This is a genomic window from Desemzia sp. FAM 23988 (assembly GCF_045528365.1).
GTDB lineage: Bacteria > Bacillota > Bacilli > Lactobacillales > Carnobacteriaceae > Desemzia.
The window spans coordinates 256,907-275,883 of record NZ_JBGQQS010000001.1; the positions used below are offsets into that span (position 1 = coordinate 256,907).

Below are 18,977 nucleotides of genomic sequence, written 5' to 3' on the forward strand. Positions count from 1 at the left end.
TCCATTTCTGTATACGAACTTTTTTATATAATTGACTTTCTGATTAAAACATCGATTCCTTTAGGAGCCCATCCAGCTACTACAACTCCTGGTTCAGGGACTGTTACCCAGCCTAAACCAGCAAATACGATATCTGTCTTTTCTTTGATTAAAAATTCAAAGCGAACAAGTTCTGGGAAAGTATCTTTTTCTTCATTACGAGGCGGTTGCAATAATTCGCCTTTTTGTTTTTGATACAATTCATCTGCTTTTTCTAATTTAGTTCGATGAATATTCAAATCGTTTGAAACGTAACAAGTAAAGGAACTTCTATCCCCTTTGATAAAGTCAAATCGAGCCACTCCACCAAAAAATAAGGTTTGGCCTTCATTCAATTGGTAAACTTTAGGTTTGATCTCTTTTTTAGGAGCAATCAGTTTTAAGTCTTTTGCACCTAAAACATGCGCCATTTGATGACGATGAATAATTCCCGGTGTGTCAATCAATGAATTACCATCTTCTAAAGGAATTTCTATTTGATCCAACGTTGTACCTGGGAATTGAGACGTTGTAATCAAATCTTTTACTCCAGCAGAAGTATTGATGATTTGATTGATCAAGCTGGATTTCCCAACATTCGTGACACCGACTACGTAAACATCTTTTCCGTTACGATATTGTTCGATCATCTCTTTTAAGTGTTCTACTTCATCGGCTTTCATTGCACTAGTCAAAACAACATCTGTCGGTCGCAGACCAGCTTCATGAGCTCTTTCGCGTAACCATTGAGTCAAGCGTCCTCTTTTTTGTGATTTTGGCAATAAGTCTACCTTATTTCCAACCAGCAATACTGGATTTTTCCCAACAAAACGGTGCAATCCAGGAATCAAACTACCATTAAAATCGAACACATCTACTACGTTGACAATCAAGGCATCTTTAGAGCCTATTTCATTCAATAATTTTAGAAAATCATCATCTGTCAAATGAACATCTTGAATTTCATTGTAGTGACGCAATCTAAAACAACGTTGGCAATAAACTTCGCCCGTTTCTAAGCCTTTTTCTAAAGCTGTTTTTGGAGTATAACCCGCTTTAGTTTTATCAGTGGTTTGCAGCAGAGCACCGCATCCAATGCACCGAATTTCTTCTTCAGTCTTTAACTCTGTCTTTGTCATGTATCGATGTCCTCCATCTCATGTTTGGATCTTTTTTAATCAGGTGATTCATAATGTGCAACTCAAAGAGACGATTGATCTTGGTGTTCCAGGCATCTGAATTGAGAATCGGCTTCACTAAGACATTTTGGATTCCGGCAAGATTGGCGCCCCAAATATCTGTCATGATCTGATCTCCCACCATTAAAATCTCTTCTTTCGACAATTCTAATCCTCTAGTCGCTTCATTAAAACCTTTAGACAGCGGCTTCAATGCTCTGGCAACGTAACGCACACCTAATACATCTGCTACACGTTTCACTCGTTCATCGTTGTTGTTTGAAAGGATAACGATTGGTATATCAGCTGTTTTCATGGCTGAAATCCAAGCGATCAATTCTTCGGTACCATTTGGATTATTCCAGGCAATCAGTGTATTGTCTAAATCTGTCAACACCGCTTTTATGCCGTGCTCATTTAATTGTTCCGGTGTAATTTGGTAGATTGCTTCTACCATCCATGTTGGCTTAAATAAATTTAACATAACATCTCCCTACCCATTAAAATAGGAGCACTTCGTTCAGTACTCCCATAGTCTTCTATATTTTTATTATACGCAAAAAAGAAGGAATTTCAATTTTTGCTTTAATTCTTATGCTTCCTCTGGTGGATGTTGTTTAAACTTCTTAAAGAAGTTTAGTTTTGCCGATTCAATATACATTCGACGTTTTAAAGTAACCCCATCATTGCAGTCCAGCGGGTTAGATACTTTTCCAGTTTTGTAAAATCCTTTGATTTTATCTTTTAGGATTGGGTCTTTAATGTATTTCAACAGCAGCCTTTTAGGGACTACGTTAAAGAGTGCTTCATTTTTGACGATAGTCGGTTCGATCGGTTCCTTAGTCAACCAGTCTTTAATATAGTAGGCAGCTACGTTTTCTCCAGCAGCACAGACATAATAATGACTAACCCCTAATCGGCCATTCAATTCAAAAAACTTGTATTGTCCATCACGAGCATCGTATTTCAAGTCATAATTTGAAAAGGCATCAAAGCCGAACTCTTCGACTAATTTACGTACATTCTCATACACGCTTTCTTCTTCACGCGATAAAATGGCTAAATGATTTCCGATTCCTGATGGCGTGTGGTCTTCTAGTAGAATTTGTCCAAAGGAAATCAATTTCACTTCTCCATCTTGGATAGAACGGTATGCGGTAACCACAGCTTGTGTGCTGTCATCTCCGGGAATGTACTCCTGAAGAGCTACTTCGCCTTGATAGCCGCCTTTGCGCATAGCTTCAAAACTTTGTCTGTATTCTTCCTGGTTCTCTAAGATGTACACTTTTTTCTTTCCTTCAAAATGTAAATCTTGATAATTTTGAGAAGTAATAGGTTTCATGACAATCGGAAATTCAAATGGCAGATCTGCTTCAAATTCAGCACTGATTTTTGTCTTTGGATAAGGCACATTTAGCTTTTCACACGCTTCATAAAAATACTGCTTATCTGTAGCTCGTTTAAATACATTTTCGTCCACATAAGGAACTATCCAATTTTTAGGAAATCGTTCCTTATTGACGATCACAAATTCAGCATACAGATCGTCGCTTCCAAAAATAATTTTAAGGATATCCGGCGTTTCATTTTCCAACTTATTGACTTCATCAAATAGCACTTTTTCTTCTTTGATATCTGGCAAAACGTGGTATTCAAAAAAAGGCACGTCAGCAACAGGACCAATAATTCGCGAACAAAAGACATGGACTTTTATTTTATACTCTTCGTACAAAGAACGTCCAATCCCATAAGCTCCACGACTACCTCCAAGTACTACCGGTATAAATGTTTGTTTCATTACTATCATAGCCTTTCTTGATTATATATGATGCTTATTGTAAGTTTCTAGGTTCTTGATGACATGGAATGCATCACCTTCGTATTCAACATAGCCGTTTCCCACTCGTTGATTTATTTCTGCACCTTTCCCAACCACAGCAACGACAGTCGGCATCTCGATATGGCTCATTGCTTTACGGATAGCTTCTGCACGATCTTCAATAATTTCATAAGATCCGTTTTCAGCTATTACAGCTTCCGCTACTTGTTCAGAAATTGAGCGGACAGATTCATTGGCTGGATCATCCTCTGTAATATACACCATATCTGCAATGCGGCCCGCTACTTCCCCCATCTCTTTACGGCGGTTAAAAGCTTTGCCTCCTGGACAACCAAACACAGCGATCATTTGATGATTTGGATACTCTTTTTTCAACGAATTGAATAATACTTCAAAGCTTAATCGATTGTGAGCATAGTCTACGATTCCTACTAAATTAGTATCATGGCTCGTATACAATTCCATGCGTCCTTTTGCTCGAGCTTTCAACAAGCCTGACTTGATATACTCTACCGGGATCTCCAATACATACATTGCAGCAATTGCAGCTAGAGCATTTTCAACATTGAATAATCCAGCAATTCCTAAAGTCATTTTTTCTGTATACTGAGGAGTACGAACATCAAAAGTAATGTGGTGATCCTCTTTTTGAACGTTGTATCCATAAACATCAGCTTTTTCATTGTGTTGGCTAAACGTAACAACTTTATTGGCTTGTTTAGCGGCATTCTCTATTCTTGCAAGATAATCCGTATCCAAGTTCAAACAAATGGTTTTTGATTGCTTAAACAATAAGAGTTTTGAATTTAAATAATCGTCCATGTCACTGTGTTCTAAAGGACTTAGATGATCTTCCGATATATTCAGAAAAATTCCTATCTCAAAATCCAGGCCTTTTGTCCGATCGTATTTTAATGCTTGGCTGGAAACTTCCATTTCAAAAAATTCTACTCCAGAATCCACTGCCGTTCTAAAATTTTGTTTTAATACCATAGCTTCAGGTGTGGTCATACGAGAAGGAGCTTTCGTTACCCCATCATAGTTTTCTACTGAAGAGAAATAAGCAGAATTTTTTTTCTGATTGGCTACCAGATAGTCATCTAAGATAGAACGAATAAAGTTCGTAGTCGTTGTTTTTCCTTTTGTACCTGTCACACCCACTAAGGTCAAATCTTTTTCTGGAAAATCAAAGAATAAAGAACTTAACAAAGCCATAGCTTCGCGTATATCCGTTACTAAGATCACTGGTGCATCTACATCATATTCCACTTCGCTCACATAAGCTACAGCACCATATGAAACTGCTTGTCTCAAATACTCTTCTTTAAAATTTGCTCCTTTACAAATAAACAAAGAAGGGTCACTGACTTCTCTTGAGTCATAAGTCATCTGTAAAATGACATTCTCAGTAATCATCGAGTTTTGGTCAATGGTTGTTTTGATCAGAATATCATTTGCAACTAATTGATCGATGTATTCTTGTACTTTTAAAGCTTTCATGTATCCATAACTCCCTTTGCTTAAACTAATGGTTGAGTCCGTCGTGCCAGTTCCACTGTTTTCCGAACCAAAACATCATCAGCATCTACTACATTACTCTTCTTTTTGTGGTCGTAACTATTGAAGATAGATAATTCAGTGCATCCCAGCACTACATAATCACACTGTTCCGCTTCGAAACAGGACACCATCTTATTGTAACGAGGCATATTGATATTGGAATTTTGCTTGATATCTACATAGATTAAGTCGTTAACGATTTTTTGCAACTCTTTGTTCGGTACGTAAGAAGCAAATCCAGCTTCATTGAGTTTATCTTCATAGATTTTCGATTCGATCGTACCTTCAGTGGCAGCAATCCCGATTTTCATCCCTGGTTTTGCTCCCCGTACCATCAGTTCTTTAACTGTTTCATCAATCATGTTTAAAAAAGGAACATTGATCAATTGGGCTAATTCATCGTAAAAGAAATGTGCCGTATTGCAGGGCATCACAATAAAATCAGGCTCCATCGCTGCCAGTTTTTGCAAACCAGAAGCTAGCGCAGGAACTGGGTTTGGCGCGCTTTTGTCTAAAATATATTCCGTACGATCCGGAATACTAGCTTTATTGTATACAACATAGTTTAAATAATCTTGGTCTTTATTAGCAGCAGATAACCGGTTTAGTTCCTGAATAAAATTTTCAGTTGCTAAAGTTCCCATACCACCTAAGACAGCAAATAAATGTTCACTCATCCGCTTCTACTCCTTAAGTTAACTTAAGTTTAACAAACTTCTATTCATTATAACAAAATATTCTACTGATTTCATAAATATGAGAGGGCAAACAGATAAAAACACCCATTTACTCTAAAAAACTGTAGCAGTTTCTAAAACTTGACGTGCCAAACAGGCCCTTTATCAAATACAGCGAACGAATACGAAAGGGATTTTATCATTATGGACAAAATAAAACAACCGATGCAGAAATACGACTATTTCTGCATCGGTTGATTGCTTAATCTTGAAGTAGTTCAAATATTTCTATGGCTACGATGTCGATATCATCAAATTGATATACTTGACCGGTTGCTCTTTCTTCTAGTTCATAGATTCCTGCTTTTCCATCATAAGTAATCAAACAGCGCTCAGCGCCCTCTTTTTCAAAACGACGAACTTGTACTTCTCCGTCTGTGCCTTCTTGCATAGCTTCTAATCTTCGTATAATGGCTGTTAATTGTGAAGACTTCATGATTCGTGCCCCTTTCAAACTTGACTCAGTACCATTTTAACAGATTTTATTGCAAATAACACTATACTCACTTGTCTTTTATGAAAAAAAATATCCATCGTCTCTATATCCCTGTTAAATAAGGCTTTCCTCATCATCCAGTACTCACATTTGCCCCACAATTATGATAATTAAATGATAGGCACATCCTTAGAATAATCAATTATTATTCCATTAACTGATATCTAATAAAAAAAGAGCTGCAATCATTTCGTCGCAGCTCCTGATAAAATGAACCTAATCAATTTTCCCACCATAGTTTGATCAAAGCTTGAGTTCCATCATTGCCATTCCCTTTGCCTTCTAATTCTTCATAAAGTTTTTCAGCAAGAGCAGTAGCGGGTAAATTAAGATTCATTCTTTTGGCTTCATCTAGAACGATCTTCAAATCTTTCACAAAATGTTTGATGAAAAAACCTGCAGAATAATCTTCTTTTAAGATACGAGGTCCATAATTAGAAAGCGACCAATTTTGAGCGCTCCCTCCTCCAACGGTGTCCAAGACTTTTTCTATGTCTAACCCTGCTGCTTTTGCGTAAACCAACAGCTCTGTCATTCCAGTCATTGTACCTGCAACCATGATTTGATTTGCCATCTTGGTGTGTTGCCCGCTGCCAGCAGACCCTTGCAGATTTAATTTCCCAGAAAACTCTTCAAGAATCGGCTTCACACTATCAAAAACTGGTTCATCTCCACCTACCATAATCGTTAACGTTCCATTTTTCGCGCCTAAATCTCCTCCTGACACAGGAGCATCTAAAACAGCGATTCCTTTTTCTATACCGGTTTGATAAATTCTATTTGCTAGTGTTGGGGTGCTGGTCGTCATATCAATTAAGATATGTCGTTTTGTAGCTGTTTTAAATATTCCGTTTTCGCCATAATACACTTCTTCTACGTCCGACGGGTAACCTACGATGGTGAAGATCACTTCTGCATTTTCAGTTACTCCAGCAGGCGTATTTTGCCATTTAGCCCCCAACTCTATCAACTCACTAGCTTTGCTTTTAGTACGGCTATAAATTTGCACCTCATATCCTGCTGACAATAAATGTTTCACAATTGACGTACCCATTACGCCAGTCCCAATAAACCCTATTTTTTTCTTCGTCATTGATCTATCTCCCCCAATTTATTCTTATAGTGCATCAATTATACCATTTAATGTTGCCCAATAGTCATTACCCAGACATCAAAAGAAGCTTCTACTTCTTGTCGTGAAGGAACTCGCTTTCTAGTTGCTGTTGTTGATAGAACTCTAGCCATAATGCTGCTAACCGTTCTTCAGAATAATAGTGGTTCCCTTCTACAGCTTGCTGTTTCAGTTCAACATACGCATCAGGTTCATTTTTCAAGCGGGATATAGCTTCTTTCATACTCGATCTATCAGCACTAGGAAGATAATAGCCTTTCAAAACTGGTTCATAAAGCGGTAAATCTCTTAACATCACTGGAGTATTACTAGCGAAAGATTCTAATATACACATTGGAAACAGCTCTTCATAAGAAGGCAACAAGAATAAATCAGCCAGGTTGTAGTAGTCCCGCATTTCATCACGCTGAATAATCCCGGTAAAGGACAAGTTTTTTGGCGGTTGCTCCATTATTTTTTTAAACTTCTCATAACCATCCGTGATTTTCCCAAATGAAAATCCGCCAGCCCAAATAAATTGCACATCCGGCATCTCTTCTGCTAATTTCACAAAATCATAGACTCCTTTACGTTCTTGCACTTGACCGGCACCAAAAACAACAAATTTCTCTGCAGAAATTCCTTTAGCTTCTCTGAGTTGTTTTTTTTGTTCTGGCAAGTAAGCAAAAAAATCCTTTTTCGCTACAAAATTAGGAATATATGTAATTTTATTTTCAGCAATTCCGTATTTCTTTAATTCTTCAATAAAAATAGGATTTACCACAACTAAATGGTCCATCCTTTTATAAAAAGATATGACGTATTTGTAAAAAGTATTTTCTATGATACGCGGTAAATGAATACTGCCTTTAAGAGTAGACGGTAAAAAATGCACATACCCTATCTTTCTTCCAAATCGCTTTCTAAAAAAAGTGCTGAGATAAAAAGGCAGGTCAATAGTGTGGTAGTGACTGATAGCCGTTTTAGAATATTTATTGATCGATAATTCGATAGAATGAGGATGGTACTTCCTTAACAGTTGAATCAGCTCTAAATAAGCGCTCCCCACTCCTTGTCCTTGTACTTTATCAGCAGAAGAAAACATATTTACTTGAAGCATTTTTTACCCTCTCCTTACTGATTTTCGATAAACTTTTGAATCCACTTGTTTTTCTTGATTGTGGATGTGTATCGCCTCTTCGTAATACTGCAATACCTCTTCCCCAAAAACGGTCGCTGAGATAGAGTTTAACAAGTTTTTTCTTTCTTTTGTAGTTGTTTCTTGTTTCTTATCATTGGTTAAATACTCAATGATCGTTTGTCCCAGTTCTTCATCTTTTTGATAAGTTTTACCCAATTTACCACTGTAGATCAACATATCGGTATACGAACTGGATCTTGCGACAATATCTGTTCCTGCCGCGATAGCTTCAATATAAGTAAGACCTTGAGATTCAGAAGTTGACGCATTCACGTATAGATCTGACGCTTGATAATAAGCATTTACTTCATCGACGCTTACTTCTCCAGCAAATCGAATCGAATAATCGATTCCCAATTCATGGCTCAATTGTTCCAACGCACCTCGAATAGGCCCATCTCCGACAACGATTAATTTGGCGGTCGGAAACTCAGCCAATACTGTTGGAAAGGCACGCAAGATAGCTTGGATATTTTTTTCTTGCGCTAACCTGCTTAATGACAACAATACCAGCTCATCTTCTGAAATAGCTAATTCCTGGCGGATATCACGTGTAGATTTGGCACTTAATTTCTTCAAATTAACCCCAGTTGGAATCACTTTAATGCTTCTGGTAACGCCATAAGAAATCAATTTATTTTTTGCTTTTTCACTCGGGGCAATAACCCCAGCAGTTTGATTGCAAAAATACTTCGAAACCAATTTTACATGTGAGGGTCTGAGGACTTTCCCTTTTGCCACGTAATGCAAATAATCTTCATACATCGTATGGTACGTATGAACACAAGGAATGTTCAGTTGGCGCGCTACATACTTACCTGTCATTCCCAAACTGAATTCCGTATGAGTATGCACTAAATCAAGTTTCAATTCCTTTGAAGTTTTTAGCGCACTAAGCATTCCGCGAAATGCTACACGTCGATCTTTGAATGAGAAAAAAGGGATGCTCGAAAAGCGGACAATGTTGGGCTCAGATTTCTGCGCCATGGGATCTGTCGTAGTAAAAATAATCACTTCATGTCCATGTTCTTCCAACTCTTCTTTAAGCGTTTGGATTGAAGTAGCAACACCACTAACTTGCGGGAAATACGAATCAGTGAAAATTCCAATTCTCATTTATTTTCACTCCTTTAATAAGATTATACGTTTTTTTTATAAAAAAAACAGTTTATATACTGTAAAAATTCTATGTAAACTTATTTCTATTTATCACCATCTTACCTTATCATATAAAAATTAAAAACTTATCCAACTTTAGCATGAAAAAAGATAGTATTTTTAGTCTATACACAAAAAGGTTCATTAGGCTTATCTCCTAATGAACCTTTTCTATTTGTTTCAATTAGCGTTATTTCACGTATTCTTCAACCAATGCAACAACTTCATCAGCAGTATCACAATCATTGATTGCTTTTTCTGCAAGTTCAGTCATCTTAGTAGAATCTAATTTTTTCATTAAGCTGCGTGTTTTTAACACACTTGAAGCACTCATTGAAAATTCGTCTAATCCTAATCCTAACAATAACGGAACAGCCGTTTGATCTCCAGCCATCTCTCCACACATACCAGCCCATTTGCCTTCTTTATGCGCTGAATCAATAACATTCTTGATTAAGCGTAAAATTGAAGGATTGTAAGGTTGGTACAAGTAAGAAACGCGCTCATTCATACGGTCAGCAGCCATCGTATATTGAATCAAGTCATTCGTTCCAATACTAAAGAAATCTACTTCTTTAGCAAATTTGTCTGCAATTACAGCTGCAGCAGGAATTTCAATCATGATACCAACTTGGATAGAATCAGAAACTTCAATACCTTCATTGATCAAGTTTTCTTTTTCTTCCATCAAAATAGCTTTCGCTTCACGGAATTCAGCTAAAGTAGCGATCATAGGGAACATGATACGTAAGTTACCATGAACTGAAGCACGTAATAGCGCACGCAATTGTGTTCTAAACATATCAGATTCATTTAAACTAATACGAATCGCCCGATATCCTAAGAACGGGTTCATTTCATGAGGCAAGTCTAAGTATGAAAGTTCTTTATCCCCGCCGATGTCCATTGTACGGACAACAACTGGTTTGCCTTCCATACTTTCTAATACTGTTTTGTAAGCTGTGTATTGATCATCTTCTGTAGGGAAATCTGTAGAATCCATGTATAAGAATTCTGTACGGTATAAACCAACAGCTTCAGCACCGTTATTGTGAACTCCGTCTAAATCTTTAGGCGTTCCAATATTAGCAGCTAATTCAATGTGTTTTCCGTCAGAAGTAACCGTAGCTTCTTCTTTTAATTTATCCCATTCAGCTTTTTGAGCTTCAAAAGCTTCAGCTTTTTTAGCATACACTTCAATAGTATCAGTATCTGGTTTAATGTAAACTTCGCCTTCTAAACCGTCTACAATAATTTCGTCTCCATCTACTACACGTTGAGTGATTTCTTTAGAACCAACAATTGCAGGGATTTCAAGAGAACGCGCCATAATCGCAGAATGTGAAGTACGACCTCCAACATCTGTAACAAAAGCTTTTACGTATTTACGGTTTAATTGAGCTGTATCACTTGGCGTCAAATCATGCGCCACAACAATCACTTCTTCATCAATTGTTGAAGGACTTGGCAATTTAACTCCTAATAGATGTGCTAGAACACGTTTACGGACATCTTTGATATCTGCAGCACGTTCTTGCATGTAAGGATTGTCTTCCATGCCTTCGAATATAGCGATGAATGTATCTGTTGCTTCTTGCAAAGCACTTTCTGCATTGATTTTGTTGTCTTTAATGTTGCTTTCAATCGTTCCAATTAAATCAGGATCAGAAAGCACCATTAAATGAGCATCGAATACTTGCGCTTCTTCTTCTCCTAGGCTTTTTGCAGCATTTTCACGGATCTGTTCAAGTTCCCCTTTAGCTTTCGCTACAGCGTCGCTTACACGTTGAATTTCCTTTTCAGAATCTTCAACTGTTTTTTTGGTGAAAGTTAGATCAGGTTCAATGAGCATATAGGTTTTTGCTGTGGCAATACCATCACTTGCTGCAATCCCTTTCAACACTTCTACCATTATTCAGATAAGCCTTCTTTCTTCATTGTTTCCTCAATACCGTTGATTGCTTCAGCTTCGTCTGCACCTTCCGCAGTGATGGCAACGTCAGCACCTTGTCCAACACCTAAAGACATTACGCCCATGATTGATTTTAAGTTTACTGATTTACCTTTGTATTCAAGGTTGATATCTGAGTTGTATTTACTTGCTGATTGTACTAATAGTGTAGCTGGACGTGCGTGGATTCCTGTTTCAGCTACGATATGAAATTCGCGTTTTTCCATAATTGGTTATTCCCCTTTATTTCGAGTATTTTTTTATGAGAGTCAGATTCAGCTGTTTTTTTACTGAAACCAGTAATTTCAACGACCAAAAATAACCCTTTCACAAGATAGATTACCATTTTTTTATTCTTTTCACAACTATTTTTACATTCAATTCATTATTTAATCAGAAATTTAATTATTTTAGTCTTTTTCGTAATGATAAATGACATTCCCACCTAATTCTGCTTTCCCTACAATACGGCTTTTTTCTGGATGCTTATTCCATACCTCAAGAAATACCATGAAATTTTCTTTAGAAACAGCCAATTCACTTTGTTCCTCAGAAACTAATGCATTTAATTGAGCATTCATTTCTTCCATTGTCATGTAATCACCTCACAAAAATTTAGTTCTCTCTATAGTGTATCACTTTATTAAAATAGAAAATAGATGTATCCTGTCGGTAGAATGTAGATTGCCTATGGTTAGAGAAATCTTTTTAATAGAAAATACTTGAAAGTCAGTATTGGTCAGTGTATAATAAATCCATAAAGGTCAGATATAGTCAAATTCTAATTTGACCTATAAATCAATCTTTGAAAGGTTGTGTAACGATATGTTATGTCAAAATTGTAATCAAAACGAAGCAACGATTCATTTGTATACAAGCATGAATGGTCAAAAAGGTCAACTAGATCTTTGTCAAAATTGTTATCAAGAATTAAAAAATGCACAAGCTAGAGGAATGGGAAACAATAGGCCCCCACAAAATCCTTTTGGTTTTGGAAACCTAGATGATTTATTCCGTTCTATGCAAGGCGGAACAAAAAATTATTCAAATTCAAATGTCCCTCCTACTCAGAATGGTTCTGGTGGCGGCAATCAACCTCCTACTAGAAGAAAATCTGGAATTTTAGGTGAATACGGTACTAATTTAACTGATCTCGCAAAATCCGGTGCAATCGACCCCGTTATTGGCAGAGATCAAGAAATTGAACGTGTTCTGGAAATTTTAAATCGCCGTACAAAGAACAACCCAGTTTTAATCGGTGACCCAGGTGTAGGTAAAACTGCCGTGGTAGAAGGTTTGGCTCAAAAAATCGTGGATGGAGACGTACCGCAAAAATTAATGAATAAAGAAGTGATCCGCTTAGATGTAGCTTCCTTAGTACAAGGTACGGGTATCCGTGGTCAATTTGAAGAACGTATGCAACAATTAATGAATGAATTGAAACAAAATAATCAAGTCATTCTATTTATTGACGAGATTCATGAGATTGTTGGTGCTGGAAGTGCTGACGGCAGCATGGACGCAGGGAACATCTTAAAACCTGCTCTTGCTCGTGGCGAACTGCAATTAGTTGGTGCTACTACCTTGCGAGAATATCGTTCTATTGAAAAAGATGGTGCTCTTGAACGTCGTTTACAACCTGTACGGGTAGATGAGCCTACTGTAGAAGAAACCTTCAGTATTTTAAAAGGAATTCAAAAGAAATACGAAGATTATCATCAAGTAAACTATTCAGATGAGTCTATTCGTACTGCTGTTAATTTATCTGATCGTTACATTCAAGATCGTTTCTTGCCGGACAAAGCTATCGACCTTCTTGATGAAGCAGGTTCAAAGAAAAACTTAACGATTCAAACAGTTGACCCGCACATTATTGAAGATAAAATCGCTGAAGCTGCTCAAGAAAAACAAGCGGCTTTGCAAAACGAAGATTATGAAAAAGCAGCTTTTTATCGCGATCAAGCAGCTAAATACGCGGCTATGAGAGATCAACAACAACCCGATTCCGATAAACCAGTGATCACAGAACAAGATATGATCAATATCATTGAAATGAAAACCAACATTCCTGTTGGCGATTTAAAAGAAAAAGAGCAGACTCAATTGCGTAATTTAGATAAAGATTTGAAGAAACACGTTATTGGACAAGATGCTGCGATTGAAAAAATTGCTAAAGCTATTCGCAGAAATCGTGTTGGATTTAATAAAAAAGGACGCCCGATCGGTTCATTCCTTTTCGTTGGACCTACGGGTGTGGGTAAAACAGAATTGGCTAAGCAACTAGCTTTTGAATTGTTTGGAAATAAAGAGGCCTATGTGCGTTTTGACATGAGTGAATACATGGAAAAACATAGTGTGTCTAAATTGATCGGTTCTCCTCCAGGTTATGTCGGTTATGACGAAGCTGGACAACTGACGGAAAAAGTTCGTCGCAACCCGTACAGTATTTTACTATTAGACGAAATTGAAAAAGCTCATCCTGATGTATTGCATATGTTCTTGCAAATTCTAGATGATGGACGCCTAACAGATGCTCAAGGGAGAACTGTCAGTTTTAAAGATACGATCATTATTATGACAAGTAATGTAGGACAAGGGGAGATTGAAGCTAGTGTAGGATTTTCTGCAACCAACCAATCTAACCGCAGTTCTGTCTTAAACCACTTGACCGACTACTTTAAACCAGAATTCATCAACCGTTTTGACGGTATTATCGAATTCAATTCTTTAACTAAAGAAAATCTGCTGCAAATCGTAGACATTATGATCAATGACGTCAACAATATGCTTCAAGACCAACACATTACACTTGATGTGGATCAACAAGTCAAAGAAAAACTCGTTGATTTAGGTTATGATGCTAAACTAGGCGCTCGTCCTTTACGCAGAGTAATCCAAGAACAAATTGAAGACCGTATCGCTGATTTTTATCTAGATCATCCAAACGTCAAAGAATTAATCAGTACCACAACTGATGATGGAGAAATCACTATACAAGCTAAAGATAACCACACAGCTGTAGAAGCAGTGAAGGATTCATCTTCTGAAGAAGCAGAAGACTAATTTAAGCCCCTCTTTTCATGTGTAACCTTCAAAAGGTAGCGCGTAACGCCTAGCTTTTGAAGGTTTTTTCTTTTTTTAGGCAATAATCTTTTGTAAAACGCTTTTCTGAGGTTTATAATAAAATTATATAAATTTAAATTCTTTAAAAATTGAGGTGGAGAACGTGAAATTAATCGATGTAACCAATAGTCATTCTCATTTAGTGAATAATCAGCTGGAAAATACAGATGCCGTTTTTATAAAAGTTTTTTCATTAGGTTCCACCACGGTCATTTTTTCTGGAGCACCAACACATCAAGATGTGATTCTTCAAAATAAAAACCGGAATATAAAAAATTCCGAGATTCATTTTGCAATTGAGAATATTTTAGAAGTGAATCCCGAGGACGTTGAAATCTTTCCTGCTTCTCATCTTGTTGAACTATCTATTAAAGTTTAAACTGATTCATAATAAGCAGCCTGGAAAACTTATTCGGTTTCCGGGTTGTTTTATATGCCGATTCAGCAAGCCCCTCTTGTTGATCTTTACTACTGATGTAATACTTAAGACAACCATTAAGCAAAAAACTACTCTAGAGGTATTTCCAATCAGCTTTTCAAAAAACTGGAAGTTCAATAACATTTTGATACAGGACCCTCCAACATGCAGTTTAAAACAGTCAGAGAGAAAAAAAGTTTATTCTGCTGTTTCAAACTGCATGAAAATTCTATTGCTTACGTATCAAATTGAAACGACTTCATTGATTTTGTCGAATTTATTCCTCACCAAACAAAAACGTCTCTTTCAATCCTGATACAGGAATGAAATGAGACGTTTTTTTATACTAAGCAAGGATAATTCATTGCTTTTTACAGTAAGCTTTTTAATTCCACGTCTGGATATTTGTCTGCAAACCAGCGCATAGCAAATTCATTTTCAAATAAGAACAACGGATTGTCGAAACGGTCTTTCGCTAAGATATTCCGACTAGAAGACATATTTTCATCTAAGTCTTTTTCATCGATCCAACGTGCAATCTTAGTTCCCATTGGCGTCATAATGATTTCTGAATTGTATTCGTGTAACATTCTGTGTTGGAATACTTCAAATTGCAACTGACCTACAGCGCCAATAATGTAGTCTTCTGTATGATACGTTTTGTACAACTGGATGGCTCCTTCTTGAACCAATTGTTGCACACCTTTGTGGAAAGATTTTTGTTTCATGACATTTTTAGCGGAAACTTTCATAAACAACTCAGGCGTAAATTGTGGAAGATTTTCAAATTCCACATTTAAGTTGTTTTCATAAATGGTATCTCCAATTTGGAAGTTACCGGTATCGTATAGACCAATAATGTCTCCAGCAACTGCATGTTCCACTGTCTCACGTGTTTCAGCCATAAATTGAGTGGAATTGGACAATCTCATTTTCTTAGCCGTTCTAGCAAGCGTTACGTCCATTCCCCGTTCAAATTTCCCTGAACAAATACGCACAAACGCGATTCGGTCACGGTGAGCAGGATTCATGTTCGCTTGAATCTTGAAAATAAAACCTGAAAATTTTTCATAAGCTGGGTCAACTTTTTCATCTTCTTTTGTTTCATGAGCAGATGGTCCTGGAGCGAATTCTAAATAAGTATCTAAGAACGTTTGAACTCCAAAGTTTGTTAAAGCAGAACCAAAAAATACAGGTGTCAATTCTCCAGCTTGTATTTTTTCTCTTGAAAATACATTTCCTGCTTCACTTAATAATTGCGCATCTTCTAACGCTTGATTGTATAAAGAATATTGCTTCAATGGATGTTCTCCAATGATTTCGCCATCTTCGTCCAATGGAGCGTATGCTTCGCCGTTCATTCCATTTACTTCAGGACGATGAACTTCTACACGATTATTGTATAAATCATATAAACCAAGCAGCCCTTTACCCATACCAATCGGCCAGTTCATAGGGTAAGCATCGATCTCTAACACTTCTTCCAACTCATCAATCAGATCCAATGGCTCTCTTCCATCACGGTCTAATTTATTTATAAAGGTGAAAATTGGAATCCCTCGCATACGACAAACTTTGAATAATTTCTTCGTTTGCGGCTCGATCCCTTTGGCACTATCGATCACCATAACTGCACTATCTACAGCCATCAACGTTCGATACGTGTCTTCTGAGAAATCCTCATGTCCTGGTGTGTCCAAGATATTGATGCGTTTGTCTTGGTAATCAAACTGCATAACTGAACTAGTAACAGAGATTCCACGTTGCTTTTCAATTTCCATCCAGTCAGATTTTGCAAATTTTCCGGTTTTTTTCCCTTTTACTGTCCCAGCTTGACGAATCGCTCCCCCAAAAAGCAACAATTGTTCCGTAATGGTTGTTTTACCAGCATCCGGATGGGAAATAATGGCAAAAGTTCTCCGGGATGACACTTCCTCTTTTAACGTTTGTTTCATTTTTAAATCCCTCTTTTTTTAGTATAATCTATATTTTTTATATGAATAAACGAACACGGTTGCTCGTGATAAGTTCAACTTACCAATGATATTTATACATCTTATCATCAATAACCTATCATTTGCTGCGTGCTTTTTAGTTAAATTTCAACTACAACTAATGTATTATATCATAACTTGAAACTAAGGGCGAGACAAATGTCGTTTTATGCGCAACGGATCTCTTTTAATCAAACAAATACAAAAAAGGCTGGGAAAAATCCCAGCCTTTTTCATCTTGGTCTATTTTTATACGGTTGCTTCTACTTTGATTTTTCTTTCTTGTTCTACTGCAGCTTGTGCAAGTAAGTTCAAGTAGTTCCAAGGACGATCGAATACTGGTTGAAAGAAGAAATCAACGTAAGCCAAGTCTTCAATAGTCATTTTGTTTTGAATAGCTAAAGACAATGTATTAGCAGATTGAGTGATATCGTATTTAGACATTACTTGTCCACCCACGATACGGTTTGTTCCTACTTCGTACACTAATTTCATCAATAGTTTTTCGTTTGTCGGCATAAATTCAGGACGATAGAAATCTTCCACTACGACTGAACGTACGTCTAATCCAAAGTGAGAAGCACTGTTCACGTTCACACCTGTAGAACCAATATTGAAACCAAACAAGTACAATCCAGAAGTGGATTGAGTCCCACGGTATTTAACAGTTGGTTCAATAATGTTTTTACCAACTAACGTACCCATACGAACAGCATTTGTAGCTAACGGAATGTAAGCAGATCCGCCGTTTGGATTGTAGTGTACTGCACAACTGTCTCCAGCAGCGTAAACATCTTCGTTGCTTGTTCTCATGTATTCGTCAACTAAGATAGCGCCATTTGGCAACATGTCTACTTGACCTTTCAATAGTTCATTGTTTGGACGGAATCCAACACACATGATAACCATTTCAGTATCAAATGAACCGCCAGAAGTAACCACTTTACTTACTTCACCATTCTCGTTAGCTTCGAAACCATTTACTGTTTGGTTTAGAGCTAATTTAATGCCACGCTCTTGCAAGTCGTGTTCTAATACATCTGTAAGTTCTGCATCTAAATATTTATTTAAGATTCTGTCTAATCCATCAATCAAAGTAACATCTTTACCAGATTCAGCAAATGCTTCAACTAATTCAATACCAATATATCCTCCACCAACAATAACAACTTTTTGTTTGTCTTTAGCTTGGCGAATGATTTCGTTGGCTTGATTGTAGTTTTTGCACAATAAGATATTTTTAGAATCGATTCCAGAGATTGGAGGAACGATTGGCCATGAACCTGTCGTATTAACTAGTTTGTCGTAAGATTCTTCAAAAACTTCTCCAGTTTTGATGTTTTCTACAACTACTTTTTTAGCTGCAGTATCAATTTTTGTAACATTATGCTCCATGTGTACTGATGCGCCCATTGAAGCTAATTCTTCAGGATTTGAGTAAAACAACCCTGCTGGATCTTTCACAACCCCACCTACATAAAGGGCAATTCCACAAGATAAGAATGACACATTGTCATTACGTTCAAAAACAGTTACTTCTACATTTGGGTTGTCATTTAGAATTGTTTTTACAGCTGATGTTCCAGCATGCGTACAACCTACTACTATTACTTTCATTGTGAATCCTCCTGATGGACCTCATCTTGGTCTAATTTCGGTATTTGATGAATAAAAGTTGTTCTTATTCACAGGTCACAGAATACTACATCTTTCACAAACTTGTCAATACTTTATTCAGAAGTGTTAGTGTCAATATTTTCTCGGTAAAAATTTTTTTTAAAAGTTCAAAGAGAAATTATTCCATTTTTCCAAACAATTATACGTTGATTTGCCTTTTTTGTTCTGTTTTTGTGCTATATAAGATGAAAAAACGTTTTTTTGGGCTTTTTAACCCGCAGGCCGAATACACTTCGCTTTCCGGGGGCGGCGGTGAGCCTCCTCGTGCTAGCGCACTGTGGGGTCTCACCATTGCCTTTTAGATCCCCCAGGAGTCTACGTGTATTCGGCCTACTCATCTAAGCATGCATCTATGCGACTGGCGCCATCATCCAATCTGCTTTTAAAACAGTGCTCAATTCTTTCATTCAACTCACGTAGTTCATTTTTTATGAGGGTTGTACTTTAAACTGTACTCAACACTTTATTTAACCGACCAATACTGCTGCTAGAGGAACTGATATGAAAAATAGAAC

The 18,977-nt window shown here is 37.1% G+C and carries 16 protein-coding genes; 2 read left to right on the plus strand and 14 right to left on the minus strand.

Features of this window, described 5'->3' with window-relative positions; all coding sequences use genetic code 11:
- Nucleotides 1–23: 23 nt before the first annotated feature.
- From yqeH to ACEN4L_RS01385, 12 genes are all read right to left on the minus strand, one after another.
- Nucleotides 24–1,157: a ribosome biogenesis GTPase YqeH gene (yqeH, locus tag ACEN4L_RS01330; protein ID WP_407095548.1), complete on the minus strand. Its 1,134-nt coding sequence runs from the start codon at nucleotides 1,155–1,157 to the stop codon at nucleotides 24–26.
- On the minus strand, nucleotides 1,132–1,680 hold the full coding sequence (locus ACEN4L_RS01335) for a YqeG family HAD IIIA-type phosphatase (RefSeq protein ID WP_407095549.1): 549 nt from the start codon (nucleotides 1,678–1,680) through the stop codon (nucleotides 1,132–1,134). The genes yqeH and ACEN4L_RS01335 overlap by 26 nt, the downstream gene beginning before the upstream one ends.
- 108 nt (nucleotides 1,681–1,788) lie before the next feature.
- The gene (locus tag ACEN4L_RS01340) at nucleotides 1,789–2,994 is read right to left on the minus strand and encodes a carbamoyl phosphate synthase-like protein (RefSeq protein WP_407095550.1); all 1,206 of its coding nucleotides are present in this window, start codon (nucleotides 2,992–2,994) and stop codon (nucleotides 1,789–1,791) included.
- Nucleotides 2,995–3,015: 21 nt separating this feature from the next.
- Nucleotides 3,016–4,536: a Mur ligase family protein gene (locus ACEN4L_RS01345; protein WP_407095551.1), complete on the minus strand. Its 1,521-nt coding sequence runs from the start codon at nucleotides 4,534–4,536 to the stop codon at nucleotides 3,016–3,018.
- 20 nt (nucleotides 4,537–4,556) lie between these two features.
- Nucleotides 4,557–5,273, minus strand: a complete 717-nt coding sequence (locus ACEN4L_RS01350) for an aspartate/glutamate racemase family protein (protein ID WP_407095552.1) — start codon at nucleotides 5,271–5,273, stop codon at nucleotides 4,557–4,559.
- Nucleotides 5,274–5,535: 262 nt separating this feature from the next.
- Nucleotides 5,536–5,769, minus strand: a complete 234-nt coding sequence (locus ACEN4L_RS01355) for a YkuJ family protein (RefSeq protein ID WP_204210536.1) — start codon at nucleotides 5,767–5,769, stop codon at nucleotides 5,536–5,538.
- Between the two features lie 280 nt (nucleotides 5,770–6,049).
- Entirely contained in the window at nucleotides 6,050–6,922 is an 873-nt protein-coding gene (locus ACEN4L_RS01360) for an NAD(P)-dependent oxidoreductase (protein ID WP_407095553.1), read from the minus strand.
- A 91-nt stretch (nucleotides 6,923–7,013) separates the two neighbouring features.
- Nucleotides 7,014–8,060 carry a glycosyltransferase family 4 protein gene (locus ACEN4L_RS01365; protein WP_407095554.1) on the minus strand — a complete coding sequence of 349 codons (1,047 nt, stop codon included), beginning with the start codon at nucleotides 8,058–8,060 and terminating at the stop codon, nucleotides 7,014–7,016.
- 3 nt (nucleotides 8,061–8,063) lie between these two features.
- Nucleotides 8,064–9,257 carry a glycosyltransferase family 4 protein gene (locus ACEN4L_RS01370; protein ID WP_407095555.1) on the minus strand — a complete coding sequence of 398 codons (1,194 nt, stop codon included), beginning with the start codon at nucleotides 9,255–9,257 and terminating at the stop codon, nucleotides 8,064–8,066.
- A 232-nt stretch (nucleotides 9,258–9,489) separates the two neighbouring features.
- Nucleotides 9,490–11,211 carry a phosphoenolpyruvate--protein phosphotransferase gene (gene ptsP, locus ACEN4L_RS01375; protein WP_407095556.1) on the minus strand — a complete coding sequence of 574 codons (1,722 nt, stop codon included), beginning with the start codon at nucleotides 11,209–11,211 and terminating at the stop codon, nucleotides 9,490–9,492.
- Complete coding sequence (locus tag ACEN4L_RS01380) at nucleotides 11,211–11,477, minus strand: phosphocarrier protein HPr (protein WP_204210516.1); 267 nt, start codon at nucleotides 11,475–11,477, stop codon at nucleotides 11,211–11,213. Before ACEN4L_RS01380 ends, ptsP begins: the two co-directional genes overlap by 1 nt.
- A 183-nt stretch (nucleotides 11,478–11,660) precedes the next feature.
- Entirely contained in the window at nucleotides 11,661–11,846 is a 186-nt protein-coding gene (locus ACEN4L_RS01385) for a hypothetical protein (protein WP_407095557.1), read from the minus strand.
- A gap of 229 nt (nucleotides 11,847–12,075) precedes the next feature.
- On the opposite strand from ACEN4L_RS01385, the gene ACEN4L_RS01390 reads away from it, so the two are divergent.
- Complete coding sequence (locus ACEN4L_RS01390; protein ID WP_407095558.1) at nucleotides 12,076–14,313, plus strand: AAA family ATPase; 2,238 nt, start codon at nucleotides 12,076–12,078, stop codon at nucleotides 14,311–14,313.
- Nucleotides 14,314–14,476: 163 nt separating this feature from the next.
- Nucleotides 14,477–14,752, plus strand: a complete 276-nt coding sequence (locus ACEN4L_RS01395) for a DUF1827 family protein (protein ID WP_407095559.1) — start codon at nucleotides 14,477–14,479, stop codon at nucleotides 14,750–14,752.
- 410 nt (nucleotides 14,753–15,162) lie between these two features.
- Here the strand turns inward: ACEN4L_RS01395 and ACEN4L_RS01400 are convergent, their stop codons facing one another.
- Together ACEN4L_RS01400 and ACEN4L_RS01405 are read right to left on the minus strand one after the other, a co-directional pair.
- On the minus strand, nucleotides 15,163–16,746 hold the full coding sequence (locus ACEN4L_RS01400; RefSeq protein ID WP_407095560.1) for a peptide chain release factor 3: 1,584 nt from the start codon (nucleotides 16,744–16,746) through the stop codon (nucleotides 15,163–15,165).
- A gap of 288 nt (nucleotides 16,747–17,034) precedes the next feature.
- On the minus strand, nucleotides 17,035–18,402 hold the full coding sequence (locus ACEN4L_RS01405) for an FAD-dependent oxidoreductase (RefSeq protein WP_407095561.1): 1,368 nt from the start codon (nucleotides 18,400–18,402) through the stop codon (nucleotides 17,035–17,037).
- Nucleotides 18,403–18,977 lie beyond the last annotated feature (575 nt).

What these genes read in the sequence shown, in the direction of transcription:
- yqeH (WP_407095548.1), bottom strand. Translation starts at nt 1,157, where the DNA reads ATGACAAAGACAGAGTTAAAGACTGAAGAAGAAATTCGGTGCATTGGA.
- ACEN4L_RS01335 (WP_407095549.1), bottom strand. Translation starts at nt 1,680, where the DNA reads ATGTTAAATTTATTTAAGCCAACATGGATGGTAGAAGCAATCTACCAA.
- ACEN4L_RS01340 (WP_407095550.1), bottom strand. Translation starts at nt 2,994, where the DNA reads ATGAAACAAACATTTATACCGGTAGTACTTGGAGGTAGTCGTGGAGCT.
- ACEN4L_RS01345 (WP_407095551.1), bottom strand. Translation starts at nt 4,536, where the DNA reads ATGAAAGCTTTAAAAGTACAAGAATACATCGATCAATTAGTTGCAAAT.
- ACEN4L_RS01350 (WP_407095552.1), bottom strand. Translation starts at nt 5,273, where the DNA reads ATGAGTGAACATTTATTTGCTGTCTTAGGTGGTATGGGAACTTTAGCA.
- ACEN4L_RS01355 (WP_204210536.1), bottom strand. Translation starts at nt 5,769, where the DNA reads ATGAAGTCTTCACAATTAACAGCCATTATACGAAGATTAGAAGCTATG.
- ACEN4L_RS01360 (WP_407095553.1), bottom strand. Translation starts at nt 6,922, where the DNA reads ATGACGAAGAAAAAAATAGGGTTTATTGGGACTGGCGTAATGGGTACG.
- ACEN4L_RS01365 (WP_407095554.1), bottom strand. Translation starts at nt 8,060, where the DNA reads ATGCTTCAAGTAAATATGTTTTCTTCTGCTGATAAAGTACAAGGACAA.
- ACEN4L_RS01370 (WP_407095555.1), bottom strand. Translation starts at nt 9,257, where the DNA reads ATGAGAATTGGAATTTTCACTGATTCGTATTTCCCGCAAGTTAGTGGT.
- ptsP (WP_407095556.1), bottom strand. Translation starts at nt 11,211, where the DNA reads ATGGTAGAAGTGTTGAAAGGGATTGCAGCAAGTGATGGTATTGCCACA.
- ACEN4L_RS01380 (WP_204210516.1), bottom strand. Translation starts at nt 11,477, where the DNA reads ATGGAAAAACGCGAATTTCATATCGTAGCTGAAACAGGAATCCACGCA.
- ACEN4L_RS01385 (WP_407095557.1), bottom strand. Translation starts at nt 11,846, where the DNA reads ATGACAATGGAAGAAATGAATGCTCAATTAAATGCATTAGTTTCTGAG.
- ACEN4L_RS01390 (WP_407095558.1), top strand. Translation starts at nt 12,076, where the DNA reads ATGTTATGTCAAAATTGTAATCAAAACGAAGCAACGATTCATTTGTAT.
- ACEN4L_RS01400 (WP_407095560.1), bottom strand. Translation starts at nt 16,746, where the DNA reads ATGAAACAAACGTTAAAAGAGGAAGTGTCATCCCGGAGAACTTTTGCC.
- ACEN4L_RS01405 (WP_407095561.1), bottom strand. Translation starts at nt 18,402, where the DNA reads ATGAAAGTAATAGTAGTAGGTTGTACGCATGCTGGAACATCAGCTGTA.